The sequence below is a fragment of the Flavobacterium degerlachei genome (assembly GCF_900106645.1).
Classification (GTDB): Bacteria; Bacteroidota; Bacteroidia; order Flavobacteriales; family Flavobacteriaceae; genus Flavobacterium; species Flavobacterium degerlachei.
This window is the reverse complement of the sequence record NZ_FNMV01000004.1, coordinates 172,836-198,976: the sequence shown is the minus strand read 5'-3', so window position 1 is coordinate 198,976 and position 26,141 is coordinate 172,836. Positions and strand designations below refer to the sequence as shown.

Sequence of the window (26,141 nt, the reverse complement as noted above, 5' to 3'; positions counted from 1 at the left end):
AAACCATCACAAATAATGAGCCCAATAAAAATCCGAAAAGCTAAATTAGAAGACCTTAATATACTACTCGAATTCGAACAGGGGATTATCACCGCAGAGCGTCCCTACGACCCTACTTTGAAAGAAGGTAAAATTCATTATTACGACATTGAGAAAATGATTTTAGCCGCTGACGTAGAAGTCCTCGTTGCCGAAATTGACACGGTTATTGTAGGTTCCGGCTATGCGAGAATAGCAGCCGCAAAACCCTATTTAAACCATAAAAAATATGCGTACTTAGGTTTTATGTATACCGACCCAAAATACAGAGGTATAGGGGTAAATTCAAAAATCATAGAAGCTCTTAAGAACTGGTGCCTGTCACTTGACATCTATGAACTCCGTTTAGACGTTTACAATGACAATCCTTCAGCTATAAAAGCTTATAAAAAAGTTGGGTTCAAAAAGCACCTAATTAATATGAGATTAAAATTATAAAAAAGGTCTCATAAAGAACAATCTCCCGCTAAAGCAGCAAATTAATTTTATTTTTTTGCTTTATTTTATACATTTTATCTAATAATTACTTCCTTGCTTCCTTATCGCAAATAGCATCCCATACATTTGTATACGAATAATTTAACTCCAATTTTTCGCTTTAAAAAAATATTTTTTTATTACAAATAATTCCCAATTTACAAGTTGCCACCGTAAAATATTAATGTTTTTTGGAATGAAATTTGTTAAGTGAAAATCGAATGCTTTTTTGTGTATATTTGAACCATAATTGCAACGGAGTAGAATAAATCGTACATAATAAAATTTTAAAAGCGTAACGGTTTTTAAAGTATTAAATACAACCATTAATTTCCTATCGATATATGACCAGTAACGATTACATCGACTTTTTTAAGCAATCACCATCCCTGTCAATAGTATTGGATACTAATTTCAATGTAGTTGCCGCAACTGATAATTTTCTACAAGTCACTATGACTAAACGAGAAAACATTACAGATAAAAACATTTTTGATGTATTCCCTGAAAACCCTAATGAAGAGACATCGTATTCCATTAGCAATTTGAGAATGTCCCTAAATAGCGTGTTATTGAAAAAAAAAACTGATACAATTGACATCATAAAATATGACATTCAAAAGCCAGAATCAGAAGGAGGAGGTTTTGAAAGACGTTATTGGAAGGCTATTAACTCCCCTATCCTTGACTCAAACAACAATATCAACTATATAATGCTACTTGTTGAGGATATTACCAAAAACAAGAAGCTACGGTATAGCAACAGTAAATTAAAAAAGAGCATTAAATTACTAGAGGAATCTTACGGCTTCTCTGAAGAAATAATTGCTACAATGATGGAACCCATGCTGGTCCTCAATGAAGATCTTAAAATAAAATCTGCCAGTAATTCATTTTGCCTAAAATATGCTATCAGCAAAGAAGAAATAGAAGGAGCATCTGTCTTTGCCATAGACAATAACAGATGGGACTTGCCTGAATTACGCAACCTCTTGGATAAAATGCTTTCCAAAAAGATAGATTTTCATAAAGTAGAAATAAGCTGTGATACCTCAAGTTTTGATAGAAAAACAATTGTAGTTAGCGCGAATTATATTTTTCAAAAAACACATGATGAAAAAACAATTTTACTGGCAATTCAAGATGTTTCTGAGGTAAGGCGATTATCGATAGCCCTTCAAAACAAAGAGAAAAAAGAGTTCGAAAAACGAATTGAAATACAGAAGAACGCATCGAAAGAGATAGAAGACAGCAATAAGCGATTTAATATGGTACTACTGCAATCCCCATTTGCAATAGCGATATTAAAAAGCAAAGACATGGTTGTTTCACTCGCAAATGACAGCATCAAAGAAATGTGGGGTAAAGGCAAAAATGTAGAAGGTAAAAAATTTAATGATGTTTTACCTGAACTAATAGATAAGGAATTTCCTTTATTGCTAGATAATGTTTTTACTACTGGTATTCCTTTTTACGGAAATGAACTTCTTGCACCTATACTTCATGATGGAGAATTAAGAGACGCCTATTTTAATTTTGTTTACCAGCCGTATTATGAAGCTGATGAAACAATTTCAGGCGTAACCATAATTGCTTACGATGTAACAAATCAGGTATTAGCAAAAAACGAACTAGTCGAATCAAAAATCAATGCAGAGTTAAAAACAAAAATTGCAGAAGAAGCAGTAAAATCAAAACAGCAATTTTTATCTAACATGAGTCATGAAATAAGGACGCCCATGAATGCCATTATTGGATTTACTAACGTAATACTTAAAACACAATTAGATAAATCACAAACAGAATATATTAATGCTATTAAAGAATCTGGAGATGCATTGATAATTTTAATTAATGACATCTTAGACATAGCTAAAGTTGATGCTGGAAAGATGACATTTGATAATGCGCCTTTTAAATTATCAAAGTCCATTTCTACAATTCTGCATCTTTTTGAACAGAAAATGAAGGAAAAAAATTTAGAATTAATACAGGAATGTGACCCGTCGATTCCCAAATTTTTAATTGGAGACCCGATGCGTTTGCGTCAGATTATTTTAAATTTAATGAGTAATGCGATAAAATTCACTTCTAAAGGGCGAATAAGTGTTAAAGTTTCATTGTTAGATGAAGATAGCGAGAGAGTTACTATTGAATTCTTAATAACAGACACCGGAATTGGAGTACCAGAAGACAGACTAGCACATATTTTCAATAATTTTGAACAAGCTACCAAAGGAACCACCAGCTCGTATGGAGGAACAGGATTAGGACTTGCAATTGTAAAACAATTAGTTGAACTTCAAGGGGGATCAATCATTGCAAGCAGCGAAGAGGGAGAAGGCTCTACCTTTGGCTTCACTATGAGTTTTGAAAAACCAACTTCGTCTCAAGAAGACATCAAAGAAGATATTTCCCCAATTCTTCCATTTATAAATAATGACTCAACGGCAGAAAGAGTAAAGGTTTTGGTCGTAGAGGACATGACCTTGAACCAGCTTTTATTGAAGATCATCTTATTAGATTTCGGATACGATATTGACGTAGCAGATAATGGTAAGATCGCAATTGAAAAATTCCAAAACAACAGTTATGATATCATTTTAATGGATTTACAAATGCCGGAAATGAACGGATTTGAAGCTACTTCGTACATACGCGAAGTGCTAGAATCTAAAATTCCAATTATTGCACTAACTGCTGACGTTACTACAGCAGATGTAGCGAAATGCAAAGCCGTTGGAATGAATGATTATATTTCTAAACCGATTGATGAAAAATTATTACTTAGTAAAATCAATAAGCATATCAATCTAGTTTAGTAAAATAAGTACGTAGCCCTTCCCTATTTTTCTCATTGCTCATTAAAAATGGTAGGGAATCAAAACTCAATTCTGTATTTATATTCCCGTCCTTTGCACTCTAAAACAGACTTAAATAAATGAAAGCACTTACCTTTTCTGCATTTGGCGATTCAGATGTTCTTGAATATATAGACGTACACAATCCAGTATTAAAAGAGGATGAGATATTAGTCGAGATGCGAGCCATCGGCTTAAACTTTGCTGATGTATACCGCCGAAAAGGAAATTATCACTTAGTGGGAAACCCTCCATTTATTGCAGGATACGAAGGCGCTGGAGTTGTAGTCAACTCAAACAATAGCGAATTTAAAATTGGCGACCGAATCGCATTTGCCGATGTCCCCCTTGCCAATGCTGAATTAGTAGCCGTTCCTCTTTCGAAAGTAATTCCTTTACCGGACACAATCAGTTTTGAAACAGCTGCGACAATATTATTACAAGGACTAACGGCACATTACTTAGCAACTGACAGTCATAAAACTCAAAAAGGCGAAACAGTATTAATACATGCTTCGGCTGGAGGAGTTGGTTCATTTTTGACTCAAATAAGCAAGCTTTTGGGTGCGACAGTAATAGGACTTACCTCATCAGCAAGCAAGGCTGAAATGGCACTAAAAAACGGAGCAGATAAAGTTTTTTTGTATTCAGAAGACTGGAAAAATCAGGTTTTATCTTTTAGTCCAAATGGTGTTGATGTTGTTTATGACAGTGTTGGTAGTACTTTAAGCGATAGTTTTGAAGTAACTAAGAATTGCGGACAAGTTGTGTTCTTTGGTATGGCAGGCGGAGATCCTGATTTCATTAACCCAAGAATGTTAATGGACACTTCAAAAACACTTACTGGTGGTGATTTATGGAGTTACCTGACATCAAAGGAGGAACGCATCAAAAGAGCACATCAGTTGTTTGACTGGATAAGCACTAATAAAATTACAATCGCAGATCCAACTATCTTTAAACTTTCGGAAGAAAAAAAAGCGCACGAATATCTGGAAAGCAGAAAAAGCACCGGAAAAATAATTCTCATCCCTTAAATAGGATTTTTTCATTCTATACCAAACCTCGACTCTTTAAAGATTCGAGGTTTTTTTATTTAGGCTTTCTCCAATCATTAAAGCGCATTTTTCACCGTCAATAGCTGCAGATATAATTCCTCCTGCATAACCTGCACCTTCTCCGCAAGGATACAATCCTTTAATTTGAAGATGTTCGTATGATATAGCATCTCTCGGAATACGAACTGGCGATGATGTTCTAGATTCTGGAGCATGTAATATGGCTTCATTTGTCAAATACCCCTTCATTGATTTTCCAAATTCGGAGAATCCTTCACGCAATATTTGAGTTAGAAAACCAGGAAAAACTTGTCCCATTTCTACTGAAGTAGTACCGGGAACGTATGATGTTTTGGGAATTTCAGAAGAAACTCTACTTTGAGTAAAATCAATCATTCGTTGTGCAGGAACTTTTTGAGTTTCTCCTGCCAAATGCCATGCTTTTTGCTCGATACTTTTTTGGAATTCCATTCCAGCCAACGCACCAAATTTGGCAAAAGGCTTAAAATCTTCCAATTTCAGTTCGATAACAATTCCAGAATTAGCAGTAGCTTGATCTCTTTTTGATGGAGACCAACCGTTAGTCACTACTTCGCCAGGACTAGTTGCACAAGGGGCAATTACACCTCCGGGACACATACAAAAAGAATACATTCCTCTTCCTCCTACTTGCTTCACTATACTATAAGGAGCGGGCGGTAAAAGTTCTCCGCGATAATCGCAGCTGTATTGAATACTGTCAATCAAAGATTGCGGATGCTCAGCTCTAACGCCTAAAGCAAATGCTTTCGCCTCAATAAATATCTGTTTGCGATCCAATAGCTCAAAAATATCTCTGGCAGAATGTCCTGTGGCCAAAATTAATTTGTTCGCAAGAATAGTCGTTCCGTTCTGGGTTACAATTCCCTCCACTTCATTATTTTTGACTAAAATATCAGTAACTCTGGTCTCAAACAATACTTGCCCACCACATTCGATAATTTTTTCACGAATATCTTGAATAATTTGAGGCAATTTATTGGTCCCAATATGCGGATGTGCCTCCACTAATATATCTGGTGTTGCACCATAAGCGACTAGTAACTCTAGAATTCTAGTTACATCGCCTCTTTTTTTAGAACGGGTATATAATTTCCCATCAGAATAAGTTCCTGCTCCACCTTCTCCAAAACAATAGTTGGAATCCTCATTAACAATATGATCCACATTGATTGCCTTCAAATCGCGACGACGACCACGCACCTCTTTTCCACGTTCAATTACTATTGGCTTCAAGCCCAATTCGATTAATTGTAAAGCAGCAAAAAGTCCTGCAGGACCAGCGCCCACAACAATCACCTCTTGTGCATTAGCAACATTGGGGTAATCTGGAATTTCCAGCTTTCTCTCCTGAAAAGGTTCTCCTTTCAAATAAACAGCCACTTTCAAATTGATTTTTATTGCTTTCTGACGAGCATCAATGGAGCGTTTTAATATGGAAACATGCTGAATTTCCTTTGGGGAAATTTTCAGTAATTTTCCAAGGTAATCTTGTAGCAACAATTCATTTGCGGCTATTTCTGGAGATACTTGTAATAGATGTTCTTGAGGCATTTTTTCAGATTATTCGATTTTCAGACTATCTGACTTCTATAAATAGTCAAAATAATCCGGTACAAAAGTAGTATTTTGTGATGAATTCCGGTTACGGAAAGGAGAATCCATTTTTAAATTGGCTTATTTTTCAAATAAGACTTTGTAACTTTGCCCCTTTGAATCATATAACTTCATAAAAAAAATGTCTAGAAAAATAAAATTAATATGGGATTTCCGTGGACCCGCTTCCGCAAAAACTGCTGAACATCATGAAATCCATTTGAAGGAATACATTGCCCTCGAAAAATTACCACTAAACATTACGGGCTTTGAAATCCAAGGTGAAATGTTAGCAATCGCCTATATGGTAGTTACAGACGAACATATGATTCAGGTTCGTGATGCGCTGAAACCACATCGCGGAGAACTTTTTGTCGAAAGTGAAAAATCATAATACCTCAAAGTACTAACTTTAAGGTATTATGGCTTTACGCCTTTAAGACTAATTTGCTACTTCGCTAATAAATTTAATTCGCATTAAGCGTAATTCTTCAGTATCATAATCGCCCTCAAATTCTTTTAGGGCGTCTTCTATTTTATCTGTGGTTGACTCCATGAAATAATCATAAATCTCAGCTTGCTGATCATCATCTAACATCTCGTCAATCCAGTATTTTATATTCAACTTGGTACCAGAATAGACAATTTGTTCCATTTCTTTCATCAAAAGGTCCATGGTAAACCCTTTGGCTTTAGCAATATCATCAAGAGATAATTTACGATCAACATTTTGAATAATATACAGCTTATTAGCTGATTTTATTCCTGTTGATTTTACGATTAAGTCTTCCGGACGCAGGATCTCATTCTCTTCGACATATTGACTTATCAATTCAACGAATTCCTTACCATATTTCTTTGCTTTTCCTTCACCTACTCCATGAATATGGATCAACTCCTCTACGGAAATAGGATATTTTAAAGCCATGTCTTCCAACGATGGATCTTGAAAAACCACGAAAGGAGGAACTCCTATTTTCTTAGCTACTTTTTTACGTAAATCTCGTAACATAGTCATCAAGGCCTCATCAATAACAGCAGATGATTTTGAAGCAGTTACAATTGCTTCATCTCCTGCTTCATTGTATTCATGATCCTCAGACATCATAAAAGAACTTGGATTTTTTATAAAGTCTAATCCCTTATCAGTAATTTTAACGATACCATAAGTTTCAATATCTTTAGTCAAATAGCCTGCAACAAGGACTTGTCGCAATAAGGCCATCCAGTACTTCTCGTCAAAGGCAGTTCCTGAACCAAAAAAGGGTTGCACATCTGTCCTATGCGCTTTTATCACGGCATTGACTCTACCTATAAGGGTAAAAACAATTTCCTTAGATTTATATAAATGCCTAGTATCCCTAACTATTTCCAGTAATTTCACTACTTGGTCTTGGGCTTCTATTTTTACTTTTGGATTCCTTACATTGTCGTCCATATCACCACCTTCGCCTGTTTCACTATCGAATTCTTCACCAAAGTAATGCAGTAAAAATTTTCTTCTGGACATCGAAGTTTCGGCATAAGCTACCACTTCCTGTAATAAAGCAAAGCCAATTTCCTGTTCAGCAACGGGTTTCCCCGACATGAATTTTTCTAGTTTCTCAACATCTTTATAGGAGTAATAAGCCAAACAATGACCTTCACCACCATCTCGACCAGCACGACCTGTTTCTTGATAATAGCTTTCAAGCGATTTAGGTATATCATGGTGAATCACAAAACGCACATCTGGCTTGTCAATCCCCATTCCAAACGCGATTGTTGCCACAACCACATCCACATCTTCCATAAGAAACATGTCCTGATGTCTAGCCCGTGTTTTCGCATCTAATCCGGCGTGGTACGGTACGGCACTAATTCCGTTCACCTGTAAAACATGAGCAATTGCTTCCACCTTTTTTCGGCTTAAGCAATATATAATCCCAGATTTTCCTTTATGTTGTTTTATAAAACGGATGATATCCGATTCTACATTTTTTGTTTTTGTACGGACCTCATAATATAAATTAGGTCGGTTGAAGGATGCTTTAAAAGTAGTAGCATCACACATATCTAAATTTTTCAGAATGTCTTCCTGAACTTTTGGCGTTGCCGTAGCGGTAAGACCTATAATAGGTAAATCCCCTAATTGTTTTATAATGTGTTTTAGATTCCTGTATTCTGGTCTAAAATCATGACCCCATTCAGAGATACAGTGGGCTTCATCAATTGCAACGAATGAAATCTTGACAGTTTTAAGAAAATTGACATTTTCTTCTTTGGTCAAAGATTCTGGAGCCACATATAACAGTTTTGTCAGTCCAGAAGTAATATCCTTTTTGACTTGTGTAATTTCTGTTTTTGTAAGTGAAGAGTTTAAAACGTGGGCAATTCCATTCTCCGAAGAAAGGCCTCGGATGGCATCAACCTGGTTTTTCATTAAAGCAATCAGAGGTGAAACAACAATAGCTGTCCCCTCTTGAACTAAAGCTGGAAGCTGATAACAGAGCGACTTTCCGCCTCCTGTTGGCATAATAACAAATGTATTCTGTTTGTTGAGTAAACTTTTAATCACTTGTTCCTGCAAGCCTTTAAATTGGCCAAAGCCAAAATATTTCTTTAATTCTTTATGGATGTCGATTTCGTTTGAATTCATTCTTTATTATATGGTATTATGATATGGTATTACGTGGTATTTTGTATAAATTTGCACCACATAAAGATACAAATTTCTTTTACACATACAAATTTTAAATATTCTGTTTTGATATCTAAAGAAAATATATTGGCTATCGCCAAAAAAACCATCTTATCTGAAAGCGAAGCGATTACAAAATTAACTGATTTACTAGACGATAATTTTCCGGATGCAACGCAAGCAATCTACAATTCAAAAGGAAGATTGATTGTCACCGGTATAGGAAAAAGCGCTATCATAGCACAAAAAATGGTAGCCACTTTTAACTCAACTGGAACCCCGTCAATGTTCCTTCATGCCTCTGAAGCGATTCACGGGGATTTAGGAATGATACAAAATGACGACATCATCATTTGCATTTCTAAAAGCGGAAATAGTCCAGAAATAAAGGTTTTGGTTCCATTGTTAAAACGTTTTGGAAATACTTTAATTGCTATTACTGGAAATACAACCTCATTTTTAGCCAAAGGATCTGATTTTATTTTAAACACAACTGTTGAAAAAGAGGCTGACCCTATTAATTTGGCTCCAACAAACAGCACCACTGCCCAATTAGTTATGGGTGACGCAATAGCAGTATGTTTAATGGAAATTCGTGGTTTCAAACCAGAAGATTTCGCCAAATACCATCCAGGAGGTGCTCTAGGAAAAAAATTATTACTTAGGGTACAAGACATGTTGGAACACACCTTAAAACCTATGGTTTCTCCAGATACTTCGATTAAGAAAGTTATTTTTGAAATTTCAGAAAAACGATTGGGTGTAACTGCAGTTGTGGATCAGGAAAAAGTCATTGGTATTATTACCGATGGTGACATTCGAAGAATGCTTAACGAAAGAGATTCTTTTGCCGATTTGACAGCAAAAGACATCATGACCAAAAATCCAAAACTGATTCAATCAACAGCTATGGTAGTCGATGCATTAAATATTCTCGAAGATTTCTCCATTACCCAACTGGTAGTTGTAGACAATGAGGAATACAAAGGCGTTTTACATTTACACGATATTTTAAAAGAAGGAATACTATAATGGCAAAGAAAAACTTAAACGAAATGTCGTTTTTAGATCATCTTGAGGATTTAAGATGGTTATTAGTAAGAAGTACAATAGCAGTAATCCTGATGGCTATAGCCACTTATTTTTTCAGCGACTACCTATTTGATACGGTTATATTTGGTCCCACGAGACCTACATTTTTTACCTATCATTTTTTCTGTGATTTATCCCATTCTCTAGGCTTTGCCGACAGTATTTGCATCACCGAAATGCCTTTTATCATCCAGAATACAGAAATGGAAGGCCAGGTTAACGTCTTTATTTGGGTGTGTATCTTAGCTGGATTTATATTAAGTTTCCCTTATATATTGTGGGAAATCTGGAAATTCATCAGTCCCGCGCTATATACCAACGAAAAGAAAAACGCCAAAGTTTTCATCTTTTTCTCCTCGCTACTTTTCTTTATGGGCGTTCTGTTTGGCTACTTTGTAGTGATTCCTATGTCCGTAAATTTTGTAGCCACCTTTACAGTCAGTGATGTCGTACTGAACCAGTTTACTCTAGACTCCTATATAGGAATGGTAAAAACATCAGTACTGGCAAGTGGATTGTTTTTTGAACTACCAATTATCATTTATTTCTTGACAAAATTAGGGCTTGTAACCCCTGCATTTTTAAGAAACAATCGAAAATACGCAATTGTACTTGTACTAATTGTTGCGGCTATAGTAACTCCTCCAGATGTGGTGAGTCAAACTATTGTTGCGATTCCAATGTTATTAATCTATGAAGCAAGTATCTTTATTTCGGTATTTGTAACTAAAAATGAAAAAAAATAAGATGGCTGCAATAATCGAAGAATTCAATGAATATCGTTCTAAAATGAACGAAAAATTACTAGCTGACAACAACAAAATAGTAAAACGCATTTTCAACTTAGACACTAATGCGTATGCGCCAGGTGCTCTTGACGTTAAAACAAAAGAACTTCTAGGATTAGTTGCTTCTGCTGTTTTACGTTGCGATGACTGTGTAAAATACCACCTAGAAACAAGCCATAAAGAAGGCGTTACCAAAGAGGAAATGATGGAAGCCATGGGAATTGCCACTTTAGTGGGCGGAACCATTGTTGTACCTCATTTACGTAGAGCTTACGAATTCTGGGAAGCACTAGAAGAAGAGGCAGCAAAATAATACTCTTTGCCAAATCAAAAATGTCCCTCCCCTTTTGGGAAGGCAATTGTCTTTGAAAAGAAACTAAATAATTGTTAACAGCTTGATTTTCTTATTTGTTTATTCGTTTATTTGTAACGAATAAGCAGGACTTTGATTAAACAATTACACGAAACGAAATGATTTTAAGAGCAGATAATTTAATAAAAAAATACAAAGGCCGAAGTGTGGTAAAAGGCATTTCGGTTGAAGTAAACCAAGGTGAAATCGTTGGTCTTTTAGGACCAAATGGTGCTGGAAAAACGACTTCGTTTTATATGATTGTTGGCTTGGTTAAACCAAATTCAGGAAACATCTATCTTGATGATATGGACATTACTGATTACCCTATGTACAAGAGAGCACAGCACGGGATTGGTTATTTAGCACAAGAAGCTTCTGTTTTTAGAAAACTAAGTATTGAAGACAATATATTGAGCGTTTTGCAGCTAACTACTCTTTCAAAAGAAGAGCAAGAGGCAAAAATGGAAAGCTTGATTGCTGAATTCAGTTTGGAACACATTCGTACTAATCGTGGTGATTTACTTTCAGGTGGTGAGCGACGTCGTACTGAAATAGCACGTTGTTTAGCTACCGACCCAAAATTCATCTTGCTCGATGAACCATTTGCCGGTGTTGACCCTGTTGCTGTTGAGGACATACAACGAATTGTTGCGCAATTAAAAAATAAAAATATTGGTATTCTAATCACTGATCACAACGTTCAGGAAACATTAGCCATTACTGATAAAACCTATTTGATGTTTGAAGGTGGAATTTTGAAAGCGGGAATCCCAGAAGAACTAGTTGAAGATGAAATGGTACGTCGTGTGTATTTAGGACAGAATTTTGAGCTGAGAAAGAAGAAGTTGGAGTTTTAAATAAAGTTATCAGTATTCAGTGATCAGCTTATACAGAGTAATCAGTGGTCAATTCTAAAAAACGAGCCTTAATTTGTTCCAAAATCAAAACAACAGCAAATCCTTAACTTAAATTATTTGCTATGAGCGAAAAAGAAAAACCAAGTAAAGAAACACTTGAAAAATGGCACAAGAATCCTAATAACTGGAAGCTTGGTATCTTTTACTACAACAAAAAAGACAAACGCCTACTTCCTCCTAAAAGAGTGGCTTGGGCTGGCTGGACAGTTAATTTTGCAAATACTACTTCCGTTGCTTTTTTTGTCATTATAATTATCATAATAATTGGAATTGCCGTGTTCCAGCCAAAATAAAGAATAAGTACTACAAGGACAGATTTAAATAAAGTGGTCAGTGTTTAGTAAATACTTCTCTAGAGAACCACTCCAAATTTTTGCGGATTTAAAATCATGTACTTAATTAGCTTGCCTACTTCATTACTTTCATTTAGCAATTCGTTATAAACACCTTCCGTGATATAATTGCATTTAAATGAATACTCCAACCAAACCTGAGTTTCTGAATGTTCGGAATCTGAATTGGTTAATTTACTATGAAAGTTTTTGAGATAAACTCTTTTTCTATAAGATTCCGAGATATTGGCGGGTACGCGCTTCTTGAAGAACGCCTAATTTGATCCGTTAAAAAATACATTTCTTCTAGCGGAAATAGCTTTGTCATTTCAAAAATTTTCATCGCCAGTGAAAATCATTTCTGATAGGCTAATAAATCTTGAAATTTCATTACTTCTGTTGTTATTTAATACTGAACACTGACTACTAAAAACTGTACACTGATTACTGATCACTGATCACTACAAACTGCTCACTGACTACTCCACCGTAATATAACGTAACTGTTGTAAATCACCATTGTAAATATTAACATCTACATTCCCTTTAATTCCATTGACTGATGCTTTTTCTGTGAACTGCCAGAATAACCACTCCTCATCAATTTCCTCACGATAAAAATTATAATTGGCTATCCAAAAAAGGTAATCACTGAATTCTTCTTTCAAAAAATCATCATAATACCGCTCTCCCGTATAGATTATAGGCTTTACCTTATAATGCTCCTCTACCCTTTTTAACCATCTTTTTAGACCAATTTTCAATCGTTCGACAGATTGATTTTCAGGTAATCTCTCAATATCTAAAACTGGCGGCAAATCACCTTTACTTAAGGAAACCGTTTTAATAAAAAGCTCTGCCTGTTCAAGAGAGTTTTCATTGGGACGGTAATAATGATAGGCTCCTCGTAGTAGTTTATTTTTTTTGGCGCCAAGCCAATTTTCGTTAAATTTCTTATCTAATCTATCGTCACCAACGGTTGCTCGGATGAATACAAAGTGTACGGGATATTTATTTTCCAAAGTATCTACTTCTGTCCAACTTATTTTTCCTTGGTATTCAGATACATCCAGTCCTATTACCTTTCCTTCATGTTTGTTTAAAACCTGGTAATTACGGACATCTGAAATTCGTTTGTCCTCCGCTTCCTTTTGTAAAACCCGATTTGATTTGAAACTAAAATAATAAGCAAGGCCATTTCGATAATGATAAGCCGTACCAAAAACTAGAAGAACAAAAAAAGCAGCTATCATAAATCGCAATACTTTCCCAGAAAAAAAAGAAGTATTCTTTTTAGTTCGGCGTCTTATAGGTGGCTTTCTTTTAACGCTTTTTCTTCTCATCCAATAAATATTTATTGCTCACTATTGACAGCAACACATAACTAATAATAATTAATGGAATTCCCGCGTATTGGAAAAAGATTAACAGCAAGAAAGAAAACAACAAAAACACAATCTGAAGCGCATTATGCTTAAGACTAAACTTTTTAACCTTCAAAGAAAACAACGGAATCTCAGCATTTAAAATGTAAGCACTAAAAAGTGTAATGGCTAATAAAACCCATTGATTTGTCAGCACTTCGAGAATAAATAAGGAATCAGAATATTTTAATACTAGAGGCAAACTCAATATAAACAAAGCATTTGCAGGTGTAGGTAAACCAATAAAAGAATTAGTCTGGCGCGTATCGATATTAAACACTGCTAAACGGTAACACGAACCCATAGTAATGATGAACCCCAGATAAGGCAACATTGGGCTCGCAGAAATCTCATGCTGGCTGTTGGACAGTAAAAAATACATTACATATCCTGGTACCAGACCACTGGTAACCATATCAGCCAAAGAATCCAACTGTAAACCTAGCGGTCCTGAAACTTTCAATAATCGGGCAAAAAATCCATCAAAAAAATCTAAGAATATTCCAAGACAAACGAAATAAAAAGCCATTTCGAAATCTGAATTAGACACAAAGACCATAGCAATGCATCCACAAAGCAGATTAAGTAATGTTATGGAATTAGGGATATGTTTTTTAATGTTCATTGCAATTTAATTTAAGTCTTAGTTGACAAATTTAATATAATAAGTCAATGCACGCCACGTTTTTCATAGAGATTATTAACAGCTCTTTTCCCATTGTCATTTATTTAGCTTTAGAACAAAGGAAGCTCAGTAAAAAATTATATTTTTGATAAAAATTAAACAGCTTCCCCGCTTGTAAAAACAATTCGATTGAAAAAAATTCAATTCTTTATATTGCTTTTGATTTGCTCCTTAAGTTACGGGCAAACCGTTAGAAAATATTCCAATGAATTCATGAATATTGGCGTTGATGCGGCGGCCTTGGGTATGGCAAATACTGTTGTGTCTAGCACTAACGATGTGAATTCAGGGTACTGGAATCCAGCGGGGCTAACGCATCTTGAAGACCATCAGATTTCTTTAATGCATGCCAATTACTTTGCTAATATCGCGCAATACGACTATATCGGATATGCTAGTCCTATAGATGACCGTAGTGCTTGGGGAATTTCATTAATCCGTTTTGGAGTTGATGACATCCTTAACACGACTGAACTGATAGACAGCCAAGGTAATATCGACTATAATAGAATAAGCCTTTTTTCTACTGCTGATTATGGTTTTACTTTTTCATATGCTCGAAAATTAGCCGTTCCAGGTTTTCAATATGGTGTTAATGCAAAAATAATACGTCGCATTATCGGTAAGTTTGCTAATTCCTGGGGATTCGGTTTTGATGTCGGATTACAATTTGAAAAGAATGATTGGCAATTTGGACTAATGCTACGTGATATCACTACCACTTACAACGTCTGGAATATAGACGAAAAGGAATATCAAAAAATTGCTGATGCGGTACCTGGACAAAATCAGGAGCTTCCAGAAAGCACAGAGATTACCGCTCCCAAAGCCCAACTGGGACTTTCTAAAAAGTTTATCATTCGGTACGACTATAGTCTTTTGGCTGCAGCCAATGTCAACATGCGATTTACCAAAACCAATGATTTGATTTCGACAGATGTTGTCAGTATAGACCCCGCCTTAGGTTTCGAATTTGGTTATACCGATTTAGTTTTTCTTCGCGCAGGCGTAGGTAATTTTCAAAAAATACAACAATTAGATAGCACGGAAAAAGTGGGTTTCCAACCCAATATCGGTTTGGGTTTTAAATACAAAGGCATCCAAGTAGATTATGCATTAACAGACTTAGGCAATCAAAGCGCTGCTGTCTACTCTAATATTTTTTCGGTAAAAGTAGATTTATCCCTATTTAGAAACTGATTATACTCTTTAACAAAATAAAAATGAACATTTCCATTTTAAAAAAAATAATTCTTATTGCCGTTTTCCTAGGCATCGTGAATAACAGCTTTGGACAAAATCCAATATTATCAGAAAATGCAAAAGTTAGCGTCTTGACTTGTGGAACAGGAAACGAATCCTACTCACTGTTTGGGCATACCGCCATCCGCATCACCGATCCTGACCATTTTATCGATCTCGTTTATAATTATGGTGCTTTTGATTTTAACACTCCGAATTTTGTAGCTAAATTCACAAAAGGAGATCTACAATATTATGCTGTAGCACATCCCTTTACTGACTTTATGAACGAGTACAACTATGAAAGAAGGTCCGTTTATGAGCAGGAGCTTAATATTCCATATACACTTAAACAAAAATTGTTTGAGAACCTCAACAGCTCCCTGGCATCTGGAGAAAGCCATTATACCTATAAATTTATCGACAAGAACTGTACATCTATGGTAGTTGACATAATCAACAAAACTTTAGACACTGTCGCAATTGTAAAAAATTCTGATACTGACATTACATACAGAACAATCTTGTATCCTTATTTTGACAATCATTTTTACGAAAAACTGGGTACCAGTATCATATTTGGTAGAAAAGTAGATCAACTAGGAACAAAGATTTTTTTACCCTTTGAGTTACATAAAAGTTTAAAAAAGGTACAATACAACAATCAACTACTTGCAAAAGAAAGCAAAACCTTACTCGAGTTCAATGAAGTCCCTCCGGTTTCTTGGTGGAACAATTGCTATTCATACCTTCTTCTACTAGTCGCAATTGTTCTTGCGAACAGAACGTTCACCAACCAACTATATCTTTTGATTATGGGGTTGTTAGGTTTGTTCTTTTTAGCTGTAGGATTTTATTCAAGCCATCAGGAATTGGGATACAATTATAATGTCCTATTATTCAATCCAGCTACATTAGCTCTTCTTTACTTTTGTTTCAGGAAGAATACCAAATGGATTTATGCACTATCGTTATTTAACTTGGCTGCATTGTTCATATACTTGCTTATTCTTATAAACAAAGCCCATCTTTTGATTGTACTTCCTTTGGTATTAACTAGTAGCATTGTATTAGTGAGATTGTTACTGGACAACAAACGATTAGCGGTCAGCGATGAAAAAGGAACAAAGAGTAAAGAGTAAAGAGTGAAGAGCAACGAAAGCTATACGGCTGCTCTTTTGATTTTCAGGCTTGAAATCGAAGATTCAGACACCCGAGTGAAGCGAACAGGCGAAGCAAACACCACTAGCAAAAAAGTACAGTGAGCTAAAAGAAAAAGACTCTTTTCAAAAAAAACTTACTTCTCAAAACTAACAATAACTGAACACTTCTTCCTTAAAACTCCTCACACCGCCCTTAAATAAAAAGCATAGCAAAACAACGAACAAGCAAAGTGGCAGCAGTCCGCAAGTTGAGGACGAAGGACGAACGGCTCGGGCTGCGGAATGTTTGAATGTAAAAAGAGGACTGCCATTGCAAATCCAAAATAGCAGAATATCGAAAAACGATCATCGTTAACCGTTTTCCCAACGAACATCGAACAACGAACAACGGACAACGAACTTTATTGTCCCCTATAAAACAAAACGGTAGTGATCGTTTTTAGCGTAATATTCAAATCTAGGTAAAAGCTCCTGTGCTTGATATAATAGAGATCGTATTGCAGTTTGATTAGGCTGTCGTCTATTGTTTCTCCGTAAGCGTAGTTCACCTGTGCCCAACCGGTCAGTCCCGGTTTAATCACATGTCTCGTTTCATAGAAAGGCATGAGTCCCCTAATTTCCTTTACGAAATGTGGACGCTCGGGACGTGGACCAATAACCGCCATCTCCCCTTTAAGGATATTGACAAATTGTGGAATTTCATCTATCCTCGATTTCCTTAAAAATTTACCAAACGCGGTAATTCTCGAATCATTTAATGTGGCAAAAACGGCACCGTTCGACTCAGCATTTTTGACCATTGTTCGGAATTTCAAAATATTGAACACTACACCATCTTTTCCTATGCGCTCTTGGGTATAAAATAGTTTACCTCTATTGCCTATAACATTTCCCAATATTATCAACGGCGACAATAAAGCCCCGATAGCAAGTCCTATGACAGAAAACCCTATTTCAAAAAAACGCACTATCGATAAATACAATTTATTTTGATTGCTTCTGCTAAATGGAAAAAAACTGTAAAAATCCCTAGCCATATGCTGAACAGGAATGCGCTGGGTCTTACTTTCATATACTTGGGTATATTCCCTAATTACTTTACCCGATTCTAAAAGATGAAGTAACTGCTGGTATAATCCAGAAGTAATTCCTTCAGTATTTTTTGACGCGATTACAATTTCCGAAACGCCTTTTTCTTTAACAAATGAGGCCAAATCACCCCTCTTAATATGCGGTACATAATGGTAAGCTGAAAGCTCATCGTTCTCAACAGGATCTACACTAACGTAAGCAATAATTTTGTAGTGGGGATCTATATTTTCCAAACCTAAAACCAATTCTTCCAGCTGCTCCTCTTCACAAATCAATACCGCATTTTGGAGAAATCGGTTCGATGCCAAAAACTTAACGTAAAACAGCCTCCATAAAATTAGCGCTACAAATACAACAACATAAAATGCCAGAATCTGAAGGCGATTTGATGGTAATTCTGGTGAAAAAACGGGAGTCAGTAAGTACACCAAGACGGTGGTAGACACGGTAAGCAAAGTACTTTTTAAAATTTGGAATTCATTACTAGCTACCTGAAGGTCGTACATCTCGAAAATCATTCCGAAAATATTGATATAAATTGCCAAAACCAGTACCACATAAAAGTTGGAAACTGAGGCCTGTAAATAGTTTAGTTCAAAGCCATTCCCTATCAAGTACAAAGCTGCCAAAACAAAAAAAACATCAAATAGCCGAAGAATCATTTTCCTTTCGGAGATCTCAAAATGTATTTTTTTCTTGGACATTGTTTTTAGTGATTATCCTCGCAATTTAGTGCTTTTGCGCTCATGTAATTCTAAAAAAGCTTAAATATTTTAAACAGATTATTTTTTTTAAAGACCTAATCTCTATAATAGTGGCAAAACAGCTGTAAATGCTCTTCTACACTCATAACTGAACACTCATAACGCATGTTAAACACTAAAAAACTATATAGTAATCGCTGAATACTGATCACTGAACACTCCTCTTAGCAGACCCCAACTGTACATTTAATAAAGCCAGTGAATAAACAAATGCAGGCACCGCAGTTCGCATTGCAGCATGATTAATCGTTAAAAACCAGAAAGCAAGAAAACACAACAAATACATGTTGAAACTGTTTTCCAAATACAAAATAAGGGGAGTAAAAAAGAGAATTAACAAACCGATAATACCCAAGCTACCATGCTCCGCCAACATCCGGGTAATTTCATCGTGTGAAGCAGCAAAAACCCCAGATTCTGTTTCTCTTATCTCGGCTCCCTTAGCAACTCCAACTCCAAAAATAGGGTTTTCTAAAAACATATTAATTTCAGATTGAGCGATGTCCTCCCGCCCTGTAAACTGATTTTCTTTTACGCGACCAGCAGCATCTTGATTCTTATAACGCTTATTAATCAGACCACCTGTCTGAAATGAGGTAAATCCCCATACAGCCATCATTGCCATAGCAATAATAACTATTATGTAGTTCAACTTAACCTTTCCTCGATAATTGGATTTTAAATACAAAAACAATAACAATAAAAGGATCATTAAAAAACCAGTAATCATACCACCTCGTGAAAAAGTAATCATTCCTCGATAACTGATATTGAAAACTATTATCAAATTTAAGATCACTAAAAATTTTGACTTGGATTCTAAAATAATCCTTGAAAAAAAGATAAACATCCCAAGCCCTAAAAAAGTAGCTACCTGATTGGGGCCAAATCCCCCTGAAGCTTCAAAATTGGATTGCGTACTTGTTATAACATCACGTATACTTGGGGTATAAAAAAACAGATAAATCGCACAACTTAAAATAGGCAACCCCATACTGAGCAATATGTTATTTAGCTGTTCCAATGCTATTTTTCGCCTATAGGTATATAGGGAGGCTACCGCCAAACATACTGGTCCTGATATATTAAAGGCAATTGTCGTCCTGATGTTGGTGTCAAAATTCAAAACAAAAGTAGAGATAACCACACCAGGCACCAATAGCAGTAAAAAAATCCAATAAGGGGTCGCTCCCTTGGAAAATCCGCTAAAATAAATCCCCATAAAAAGAAAAATAATTACCGCATATTTTGAAAATTCATAGGATATGTTTCCGCCTGTCATCCGCAACAGCACCTCCGCACCTACAATATAAGCTGCGACAATCAAGGCTTCATTATTTCTATTTTGGGTTTTTATAACAAAATAAGATCCTAATAGAAACATGGAATAGCCATATAATTTTGCGGTAAAAGGCAGCAAATAAATAACAAACCCAATAAAGACATGGAATAGGACTAAGTAGAGATATGATAATTCTTCTTTTTTCATTTCAAAATAGTGGTTTGCACCCAATTTAAATAGTTCTTAATAACGACAGTTTCTGAAAAATTTTCAATAACCGTTTTGTACAATTCATTACCAAATTCTATCTTTAAGCTATCGTCATCAATTAATTCTACTATTGAATTATAAAACAAATCTGAGTTTCGGGAATTTATTAATAAGCCATTTTTACGATTTTTAACTACTAATCCAGCATCTCCTACATCTGTAATTACAACGGGGATTTTATGAAAACCATATTCGAGTAAAGCAACGGCTAAGCCTTCTGATTTTGAAGTAAGAATTCCAATACTAGCTTGCTCTAAAATAGCTCCAACATCTTGTCGCGAACCGTAAATAAAAACCATTTCTTCCAAACTATAATCATTAATTAGATTCTTTATTTTCCGGGAGTATACATCATTAAAATCTTTCCCTACCAAATGAAAACTCCAATCGGGATATTTCTTTTTTATTTTTTTTGCCACCTCCAAAACCAAAAAATGGTTTTTTTGTTCTCGTAGGTTTGCCAACATCACTATTCGTTTACCAGCTTTGCCTTCCAAAATTGTAGGCGGAAAAACTTCTTTTTCTATTGTAGCAAAATTGGCTAAATAAATAACATTATTAAAATATAATTTTTCGATTGACCACTTTTTAAGATTTTGATTCACCGCTATTATACCATCAAAAAAAGGCATTGTCATTTTCAAAATGGTACTAGTTCTTTTATTTAGAAACTCACTATCCCCGTAATGGTCGTGCCAAATCAGTTTTACGGAAGGACGAATCAATTTCAAAAGAAAAGCGATAAAAAAAGAACTACTATGCGCTTGAACAATGGTAACATTGTTATTTTTTACGAAATCCCGTAATCGAAATACGGCTGCAACATCAAAAGCATTTTTCTTATTCAAATGAAGGTAATTTACTTCATCATCTAATTGCTCTAATAATGGTCCTCCCTTCCTACTACTTACCAAACCGGAAAACTCAGTATACTTTATAAGCGCATTGGCATAGTTCACCGCCATACGTTCGGCACCACCAGCTTCAAGTGAATCTATAATTTGAAGTATTCTTATATTTGCTTTAATCGCTTTATTATTTTTAAAGTTAGGACCAAGCAAATATAAATAAAATGAACTTGTTAGTCGTTTCACAACAATAATTTCGTTTCAAATAAAAAATACTATTTTTACTCCATTAACATTTACTTTATGCAACGTGTTCTATCTTTCATAAAAAAGGAAAAATTATTTAGTTTACTTTTTATTTCAATACTAATACTGTCTCTTAGAAATCTCATTATACCTCTTCAAGGTGATGAAACCACTTACTTTAAAATTTCTAAAAATTTATTAACTGGAAGATATTACCAAACCAATCATCCTTCAACTGTAATACCTATAGTCCCTTTTTTAATGGCTTTCTTCAGCATTAGCAAATTTCCTTATTTAGGATTTGCATTGCAGAAACTTTTTCATATAATGCTAACTATTTTAGGTATTCGGTTTTGTTACTTAACTATGTCAAAACTTAATTTAGACAGAGCGGTTGTTTACAGCATCATCCTACTGACTATAATTTCTTCTGGTTTCATATCCTTTCTTCCTTCTCTATATCCCGAATCTATTATTTTTGTTTCTTTTTGGGGGTTTATATATTACCTCAACGAACCCAAAACCCTATCCAATTTCAAAAAATTTTTCTTGTTATTTATTTTACTAGTTTTTACGAGATACCTATATGCCATTTTAGGGTTACTCGTAATTTTATATTATTTTTCTTTTTTCACCAGTTCTCGAAAATATTTTTTAAAAGTACTCGTAATATCTCTTCTACTCACTACTCCTCTACTTTTTTGGTTTAAATATGTGTACAATATTGAATCTCAAAACTTAAGTGAGATAAGTTACTTCAATAGATTTAAAATTGGGGAAAATCCACTTTGGTACAATATAAAATGTGGACTAGGTTTAGAAAAACATTATGAAGTTAGTCGTATAAATGGAATACCGGCTTTTATATCATTATTTGTACCTATAACTGGAGTCAGAAACTTTTTTATTAGTTCAGTTCTACTTTTAGCTGTTTTTTTTGGTCTTTATCAAAAAGTCAAAAACGCCATTGTCGTCAATTTACTGTTGGCCTTTTCTTTAGTCATGCTTGGTTTTATTTTAGCGGGAACAGGTTTTAGCAGATATTGGCTTCTTCTATTACCTATAATTTATTTGGGGTATTATTTAATTTACGCCAAGTTCTTTCCAAATCCCAAGTATTTTATAAGAATTGCTCAAATACTAAGTATCGTTTTGGTTTTAAATGAAATTCGATTAACTTTTCTGATCTTAAAAAAAATCCTCTAAACATGTTGCGAAAATTAATTATTTATATGCCTGCTCTGAATGAGGAAAAAACCATTTCACAGGTAATTAATTCCATCCCTAAAACAATTATTGGTTTTAGAGCCATTGAAATTCTAGTAGTAAATGACGGAAGTACCGATCAAACCGTTTCTGAGGCAAAAAAAGCAGGTGCTACAGTTTTAAGCCATAATAAAAACAAGGGTGTCGGCGACGCTTTTCAATCCGCCATTAACTATGCTTTACAAACAAAAGCTGAAGCTCTTGTTAGCATTGATGCAGATGGTCAATTTGATGTTAATCAAATACCTGAAATGCTAGCTCCCATTTTAAATAACCAAGCCGATTTTTGTATTGGGATTCGTTTCACAAACGGAAAACCAGATAATATGCCTAAAATCAAATTTTGGGGCAACAAAAAAGTCAACCAAATTGTAAGTTTTGTAAGTAACACAAAAATTCATGATGCCTCCTGTGGTTTTAGAGCTTATTCTAATGATACTTTGTTAAGTTTAAATTTGCACGGTAGTTTTACCTATACGCATGAAACTATTTTAGATTTATTGGACAAAGGATTCAATGTAGAGCAAATACCTGTGCGTGTACAATACTTTGAAGATCGTGTTTCCAGAATTGCGAATAATTTATTTCAATATGCTTTTAAAACCTCTTCCATAATCTTTAAATCGCTTAAAGACTACAAACCCTTACAGTTTTTCCTAGGAATAGCATTTTTTACCTTTTTAGTCGCCCTATTTTTTGGTGGATGGGCTTTAACCCATTGGATTGTTTATGATACAATTACCCCTTATAAAAGTTTTGGTATAATTGGATTATCACTTTTAGGAATGAGTGTGGTAGTTACTATTTTTTCTTTTATGGCAGATATGCTCGGTAGAATTAGAAAAAATCAAGAAAAGATATTATATTTTTTAAAAAAAACGCATTTTGAAAATCCTGAAAGATAAAAAATTTCAATCACAGATAGTACGTTATATCTTAATCAGTGTTTTTGGGTATACATATATTTTTCTATCTCTATATCTATTAGTCAGTATTATTAAAATTGATAAGTCTATGGCATTTATGGTTACTTATGCAATTTGGTATTTATTACTATATCTCATCCAATTAAAACTATTATTCAAAACCTCCCACAAAAAAAACAAACTAATTAAATTTTGTATTTTCTTAATAACATTTTATCTGCTTGCGAACTTACTATATAATACAGGAATGTATTTAAAATTAAGTTACATGATATCGACTGTTATTACTATCCTAATTTTAATGCCTCTCCGATTTATTGTATCTAAATATTATGTATACAATTAAATAAAATATTAATTTACAATGAAAAAAATTGACCATACCAAATTAAAGGCCACTCCAGAAATAGAAAATTTTTCCGGAAAGTATGAAGACAGTAACTTAATCTCAAAGTTTTTGGTTGACAATTACTTTAAATCCGTTGAAAAATTATTAAACAAAACTGCAACTATTAATTCCGCCCATGAAATAGGGTGTGGAGAAGGAAGATCTACGATGAAAATCAATAAAATGATTTCGAATTTGACCGCTTCTGAATATGTAGAAAGCTTAATACCTCTTGCCAAAAATAACAATCCTCATTTAACTATTTTTCAAGAGAGCGTGTACGAACTTAAATATGAAGACAATAGCGTTGACTTAGTTCTTCTATTAGAAGTTTTAGAACATTTAGATTTTCCAAAATTAGCACTAGAAGAATTAAAAAGAATTTCTAAAAAATATATTATTTTGGGTGTTCCACGTGAGCCACTATGGCGTTTTTTAAATATTTGCAGATTTAAATATTTAAGACATTTTGGCAATACACCAGGACATTTAAATCATTGGTCGAAAAAATCAATCATCAAACTAGTTGAAAAAGAATACGGTAAGGTAATCGCTATTGAGTCACCTATACCTTGGACTATAATTTTAGCAGAAAAACACAGCTCTTAATTAAAAATTAATTTATTAATATGCTCTTAATTTCAGTTTGAAATAAGTCTGTAGTATACGATCGAGACCAATTTGCCCCTTCATTTCTCATTTCTTGATAAAGAGTTTCATTTCTCAAAAACATTTTTAACTGATTGTAATCAGAGGTGAAATCCATTTCCAACAACACCCCTCTTTTTCCATAATCTAACATAAACGGCACGAAAGAAACGGGAGTTGCAATTGGCACACATCCCCAGAACATCCCTTCTGCTATGGCTTTGGGCCAACCTTCACTTTTTGATGGCAAAATTACAAAATGACTATTTTGATAGGCTTTTTTTATGACTTCTTGATTTTGATTTCCATGTAAAAAAACATGTTTTTCTAAATAATTCTCTTCAATATATTTTTCAAGTTCAGCTTTTAAAACTCCATCACCATAAATATTCAACCTTACATTATGGTTGTTTTTGAAAAACTGCTCGACTAGCTTAATGGCGTATAGTGGATTTTTTCCCACGACCAAAGACCCCACAAAAATAAAATTGATAGTCCCGCTCATATTCAATGGTTGTAAAGGCAGTTTTTCTTTCTCAGAATAACTGGCCGTGAAAAAAGGCTTTATATTTTTAGATTGATTGGGCCATTCTCCATAGACTAACACCTGCATATTTCGAGTCAAAAAAGTATTACTTAAAATCCATTTTTGTAAACAGTAACTCCACGGTTGATTGGATTCAGGATCCCAATTCCCAGCATATTTTGCGGATTTTGGTTTACTAGGAAAAAATATTTGAACAAAACAGCTCAACAAACCAATATTCCCCGGACAACGTATATGAATATGATCTGCCCAATAATAAGCTTTAAACAAAATAATTATATTATAAAATGACCTAAAGAAGGATTGTATTTTACCTTTCAAGGTAACGCCATTTAAATCTATTAATTTAAAATGCTTCCCGATTTCAAACGGTACTTTTGATATTAATAAACCCCTATCTGATTCCCAGACTGGGCAACAAAATCCTATTGTAGTTGCATTTTTATTCCACACCAAAAGTTCGTTTACATAAGGTCCGTAGGCATATACATCTCTTCCTCTATAGATAAACGGCGCAGTTGAAACAATCAATAATTTCATTAAATATAGCCTTTAGATCCATGGTTAGAAATAACTACAGCAGGGACGCCCATAACAACAGCATTATCAGCAATAGAACTATTTACCATAGAGCAAGCGCCAATTAACACAGAATTGCCAACCCTAATTTTTCCAGCCAAAACTGCATTAGCACCAATATACACATCATTACCAATCACCGGAACGCCTCTTTTGTTTTCTATTCCCGAAATACCAATGGTGACGCCTTGTGAAATATTACAGTTGTTCCCTATTACGGCATTTCCATTAAGAATAATTCCTCCAAAATGTCCGATGTAAAACGAATGCCCGATTTGTACCGAAGCGGGTATCGAAATCCCCGTGGTAATTTCTACTATTTTTTGCCAGAATAAACAAAATAACAACAAAATATGTCTTACAATTGGAATTCGTATCTTCCTATAGATTCCATTGGCGATACGGTATTGAAAAATTGCCCAAAATCCCTGGCTCAAAAATACGATGGCAAAGAAATGCCCTCCGTATTTTTTATATTTACAATAATCGGATTGTATCAGTTTAAATACTGTCATAATTAAAATACTGTTTAGCAAT

The 26,141-nt window shown here is 34.6% G+C and carries 24 protein-coding genes and 1 pseudogene; 15 read left to right on the top strand and 10 right to left on the bottom strand.

Annotated features, from left to right (window positions below):
- Positions 1-15: 15 nt before the first annotated feature.
- From BLV91_RS05865 to BLV91_RS05855, 3 genes are all read left to right on the top strand, one after another.
- A complete protein-coding gene (locus BLV91_RS05865) occupies positions 16-477 on the top strand; it encodes a GNAT family N-acetyltransferase (protein WP_091430679.1) in 462 nt (153 codons plus the stop codon).
- A gap of 383 nt (positions 478-860) precedes the next feature.
- Positions 861-3,338: an ATP-binding protein gene (locus BLV91_RS05860; protein WP_091430677.1), complete on the top strand. Its 2,478-nt coding sequence runs from the start codon at positions 861-863 to the stop codon at positions 3,336-3,338.
- A 119-nt stretch (positions 3,339-3,457) separates the two neighbouring features.
- Positions 3,458-4,414, top strand: coding sequence for a quinone oxidoreductase family protein (locus BLV91_RS05855; protein WP_091430675.1), 957 nt, complete (start codon positions 3,458-3,460; stop codon positions 4,412-4,414).
- Between the two features lie 36 nt (positions 4,415-4,450).
- Here BLV91_RS05855 and BLV91_RS05850 read toward each other — a convergent pair whose 3' ends face one another.
- Positions 4,451-6,028, bottom strand: coding sequence for an NAD(P)/FAD-dependent oxidoreductase (locus BLV91_RS05850; protein ID WP_091430673.1), 1,578 nt, complete (start codon positions 6,026-6,028; stop codon positions 4,451-4,453).
- Positions 6,029-6,212: 184 nt separating this feature from the next.
- Between BLV91_RS05850 and BLV91_RS05845 the strand changes: the two genes are divergently transcribed.
- Positions 6,213-6,464 carry a hypothetical protein gene (locus BLV91_RS05845; protein WP_091430671.1) on the top strand — a complete coding sequence of 84 codons (252 nt, stop codon included), beginning with the start codon at positions 6,213-6,215 and terminating at the stop codon, positions 6,462-6,464.
- A 48-nt stretch (positions 6,465-6,512) separates the two neighbouring features.
- On the opposite strand, the gene BLV91_RS05840 is transcribed toward BLV91_RS05845, so the two are convergent.
- Complete coding sequence (locus BLV91_RS05840) at positions 6,513-8,708, bottom strand: RecQ family ATP-dependent DNA helicase (RefSeq protein WP_091430667.1); 2,196 nt, start codon at positions 8,706-8,708, stop codon at positions 6,513-6,515.
- 108 nt (positions 8,709-8,816) lie between these two features.
- Here BLV91_RS05840 and BLV91_RS05835 point away from each other — a divergent pair, with 108 nt between their 5' ends.
- The 5 genes from BLV91_RS05835 to BLV91_RS05815 all read left to right on the top strand — a co-directional run bounded on the left by BLV91_RS05835 (position 8,817) and on the right by BLV91_RS05815 (position 12,195).
- Positions 8,817-9,782: a KpsF/GutQ family sugar-phosphate isomerase gene (locus BLV91_RS05835; RefSeq protein ID WP_175513958.1), complete on the top strand. Its 966-nt coding sequence runs from the start codon at positions 8,817-8,819 to the stop codon at positions 9,780-9,782.
- Entirely contained in the window at positions 9,782-10,588 is an 807-nt protein-coding gene (gene tatC / locus BLV91_RS05830) for a twin-arginine translocase subunit TatC (RefSeq protein ID WP_091430665.1), read from the top strand. Before BLV91_RS05835 ends, tatC begins: the two co-directional genes overlap by 1 nt.
- Position 10,589: 1 nt before the next feature.
- Positions 10,590-10,943: a carboxymuconolactone decarboxylase family protein gene (locus BLV91_RS05825; protein ID WP_091430802.1), complete on the top strand. Its 354-nt coding sequence runs from the start codon at positions 10,590-10,592 to the stop codon at positions 10,941-10,943.
- A gap of 158 nt (positions 10,944-11,101) precedes the next feature.
- Positions 11,102-11,842, top strand: coding sequence for an LPS export ABC transporter ATP-binding protein (gene lptB / locus BLV91_RS05820; RefSeq protein ID WP_091430662.1), 741 nt, complete (start codon positions 11,102-11,104; stop codon positions 11,840-11,842).
- Between the two features lie 122 nt (positions 11,843-11,964).
- On the top strand, positions 11,965-12,195 hold the full coding sequence (locus BLV91_RS05815; protein WP_091430660.1) for a DUF5808 domain-containing protein: 231 nt from the start codon (positions 11,965-11,967) through the stop codon (positions 12,193-12,195).
- Between the two features lie 59 nt (positions 12,196-12,254).
- Here BLV91_RS05815 and BLV91_RS05810 read toward each other — a convergent pair.
- The 3 genes and pseudogenes from BLV91_RS05810 to BLV91_RS05800 all read right to left on the bottom strand — a co-directional run bounded on the left by BLV91_RS05810 (position 12,255) and on the right by BLV91_RS05800 (position 14,283).
- Positions 12,255-12,577: pseudogene (locus BLV91_RS05810) on the bottom strand (four helix bundle protein).
- 136 nt (positions 12,578-12,713) lie between these two features.
- Positions 12,714-13,577 (bottom strand): glycoside hydrolase family 25 protein, encoded by an 864-nt coding sequence (locus BLV91_RS05805; protein ID WP_091430658.1) that lies wholly within the window; start codon positions 13,575-13,577, stop codon positions 12,714-12,716.
- Positions 13,558-14,283: a CDP-alcohol phosphatidyltransferase family protein gene (locus tag BLV91_RS05800; protein WP_091430655.1), complete on the bottom strand. Its 726-nt coding sequence runs from the start codon at positions 14,281-14,283 to the stop codon at positions 13,558-13,560. The genes BLV91_RS05805 and BLV91_RS05800 overlap by 20 nt, the downstream gene beginning before the upstream one ends.
- A gap of 189 nt (positions 14,284-14,472) precedes the next feature.
- On the opposite strand from BLV91_RS05800, the gene BLV91_RS05795 reads away from it, so the two are divergent.
- A complete protein-coding gene (locus BLV91_RS05795; RefSeq protein ID WP_449403936.1) occupies positions 14,473-15,543 on the top strand; it encodes a putative type IX sorting system protein PorV2 in 1,071 nt (356 codons plus the stop codon).
- A 23-nt stretch (positions 15,544-15,566) separates the two neighbouring features.
- Complete coding sequence (locus tag BLV91_RS05790) at positions 15,567-16,727, top strand: lipoprotein N-acyltransferase Lnb domain-containing protein (RefSeq protein ID WP_091430651.1); 1,161 nt, start codon at positions 15,567-15,569, stop codon at positions 16,725-16,727.
- 422 nt (positions 16,728-17,149) lie between these two features.
- On the opposite strand, the gene BLV91_RS05785 is transcribed toward BLV91_RS05790, so the two are convergent.
- The 3 genes from BLV91_RS05785 to BLV91_RS05775 form a co-directional block, all read right to left on the bottom strand.
- On the bottom strand, positions 17,150-18,544 hold the full coding sequence (locus BLV91_RS05785) for an exopolysaccharide biosynthesis polyprenyl glycosylphosphotransferase (RefSeq protein ID WP_245709615.1): 1,395 nt from the start codon (positions 18,542-18,544) through the stop codon (positions 17,150-17,152).
- A gap of 208 nt (positions 18,545-18,752) precedes the next feature.
- Positions 18,753-20,093 carry an O-antigen ligase family protein gene (locus BLV91_RS05780; RefSeq protein WP_091430645.1) on the bottom strand — a complete coding sequence of 447 codons (1,341 nt, stop codon included), beginning with the start codon at positions 20,091-20,093 and terminating at the stop codon, positions 18,753-18,755.
- A complete protein-coding gene (locus BLV91_RS05775) occupies positions 20,090-21,250 on the bottom strand; it encodes a glycosyltransferase (protein WP_245709614.1) in 1,161 nt (386 codons plus the stop codon). Before BLV91_RS05775 ends, BLV91_RS05780 begins: the two co-directional genes overlap by 4 nt.
- Positions 21,251-21,964: 714 nt before the next feature.
- Between BLV91_RS05775 and BLV91_RS16965 the strand changes: the two genes are divergently transcribed.
- The 4 genes from BLV91_RS16965 to BLV91_RS05760 are packed head-to-tail and all read left to right on the top strand — an operon-like array spanning position 21,965 to position 24,439.
- Positions 21,965-22,456 (top strand): hypothetical protein, encoded by a 492-nt coding sequence (locus tag BLV91_RS16965; protein WP_175513957.1) that lies wholly within the window; start codon positions 21,965-21,967, stop codon positions 22,454-22,456.
- A 2-nt stretch (positions 22,457-22,458) separates the two neighbouring features.
- Positions 22,459-23,421, top strand: a complete 963-nt coding sequence (locus BLV91_RS05765) for a glycosyltransferase family 2 protein (protein ID WP_091430641.1) — start codon at positions 22,459-22,461, stop codon at positions 23,419-23,421.
- Complete coding sequence (locus BLV91_RS17320) at positions 23,402-23,788, top strand: GtrA family protein (RefSeq protein ID WP_394331832.1); 387 nt, start codon at positions 23,402-23,404, stop codon at positions 23,786-23,788. Before BLV91_RS05765 ends, BLV91_RS17320 begins: the two co-directional genes overlap by 20 nt.
- Positions 23,789-23,806: 18 nt before the next feature.
- The gene (locus tag BLV91_RS05760) at positions 23,807-24,439 is read left to right on the top strand and encodes a methyltransferase domain-containing protein (RefSeq protein ID WP_091430640.1); all 633 of its coding nucleotides are present in this window, start codon (positions 23,807-23,809) and stop codon (positions 24,437-24,439) included.
- Positions 24,440-24,446: 7 nt separating this feature from the next.
- Here the strand turns inward: BLV91_RS05760 and BLV91_RS05755 are convergent, their stop codons facing one another.
- Both BLV91_RS05755 and BLV91_RS05750 read right to left on the bottom strand, forming a co-directional pair.
- Positions 24,447-25,565 (bottom strand): glycosyltransferase, encoded by a 1,119-nt coding sequence (locus BLV91_RS05755; protein WP_091430638.1) that lies wholly within the window; start codon positions 25,563-25,565, stop codon positions 24,447-24,449.
- On the bottom strand, positions 25,565-26,119 hold the full coding sequence (locus tag BLV91_RS05750; RefSeq protein ID WP_091430636.1) for a serine O-acetyltransferase: 555 nt from the start codon (positions 26,117-26,119) through the stop codon (positions 25,565-25,567). The genes BLV91_RS05755 and BLV91_RS05750 overlap by 1 nt, the downstream gene beginning before the upstream one ends.
- Positions 26,120-26,141: the final 22 nt, after the last annotated feature.

Bases quoted from the DNA above. Each gene is read 5' to 3' on its own strand.
- BLV91_RS05865 (WP_091430679.1), top strand. From the start codon at position 16: ATGAGCCCAATAAAAATCCGAAAAGCTAAATTAGAAGACCTTAATATA.
- BLV91_RS05860 (WP_091430677.1), top strand. From the start codon at position 861: ATGACCAGTAACGATTACATCGACTTTTTTAAGCAATCACCATCCCTG.
- BLV91_RS05855 (WP_091430675.1), top strand. From the start codon at position 3,458: ATGAAAGCACTTACCTTTTCTGCATTTGGCGATTCAGATGTTCTTGAA.
- BLV91_RS05850 (WP_091430673.1), bottom strand. From the start codon at position 6,028: ATGCCTCAAGAACATCTATTACAAGTATCTCCAGAAATAGCCGCAAAT.
- BLV91_RS05845 (WP_091430671.1), top strand. From the start codon at position 6,213: ATGTCTAGAAAAATAAAATTAATATGGGATTTCCGTGGACCCGCTTCC.
- BLV91_RS05840 (WP_091430667.1), bottom strand. From the start codon at position 8,708: ATGAATTCAAACGAAATCGACATCCATAAAGAATTAAAGAAATATTTT.
- tatC (WP_091430665.1), top strand. From the start codon at position 9,782: ATGGCAAAGAAAAACTTAAACGAAATGTCGTTTTTAGATCATCTTGAG.
- BLV91_RS05825 (WP_091430802.1), top strand. From the start codon at position 10,590: ATGGCTGCAATAATCGAAGAATTCAATGAATATCGTTCTAAAATGAAC.
- lptB (WP_091430662.1), top strand. From the start codon at position 11,102: ATGATTTTAAGAGCAGATAATTTAATAAAAAAATACAAAGGCCGAAGT.
- BLV91_RS05815 (WP_091430660.1), top strand. From the start codon at position 11,965: ATGAGCGAAAAAGAAAAACCAAGTAAAGAAACACTTGAAAAATGGCAC.
- BLV91_RS05805 (WP_091430658.1), bottom strand. From the start codon at position 13,577: ATGAGAAGAAAAAGCGTTAAAAGAAAGCCACCTATAAGACGCCGAACT.
- BLV91_RS05800 (WP_091430655.1), bottom strand. From the start codon at position 14,283: ATGAACATTAAAAAACATATCCCTAATTCCATAACATTACTTAATCTG.
- BLV91_RS05790 (WP_091430651.1), top strand. From the start codon at position 15,567: ATGAACATTTCCATTTTAAAAAAAATAATTCTTATTGCCGTTTTCCTA.
- BLV91_RS05785 (WP_245709615.1), bottom strand. From the start codon at position 18,544: ATGTCCAAGAAAAAAATACATTTTGAGATCTCCGAAAGGAAAATGATT.
- BLV91_RS05780 (WP_091430645.1), bottom strand. From the start codon at position 20,093: ATGAAAAAAGAAGAATTATCATATCTCTACTTAGTCCTATTCCATGTC.
- BLV91_RS05765 (WP_091430641.1), top strand. From the start codon at position 22,459: ATGTTGCGAAAATTAATTATTTATATGCCTGCTCTGAATGAGGAAAAA.
- BLV91_RS05760 (WP_091430640.1), top strand. From the start codon at position 23,807: ATGAAAAAAATTGACCATACCAAATTAAAGGCCACTCCAGAAATAGAA.
- BLV91_RS05755 (WP_091430638.1), bottom strand. From the start codon at position 25,565: ATGAAATTATTGATTGTTTCAACTGCGCCGTTTATCTATAGAGGAAGA.
- BLV91_RS05750 (WP_091430636.1), bottom strand. From the start codon at position 26,119: ATGACAGTATTTAAACTGATACAATCCGATTATTGTAAATATAAAAAA.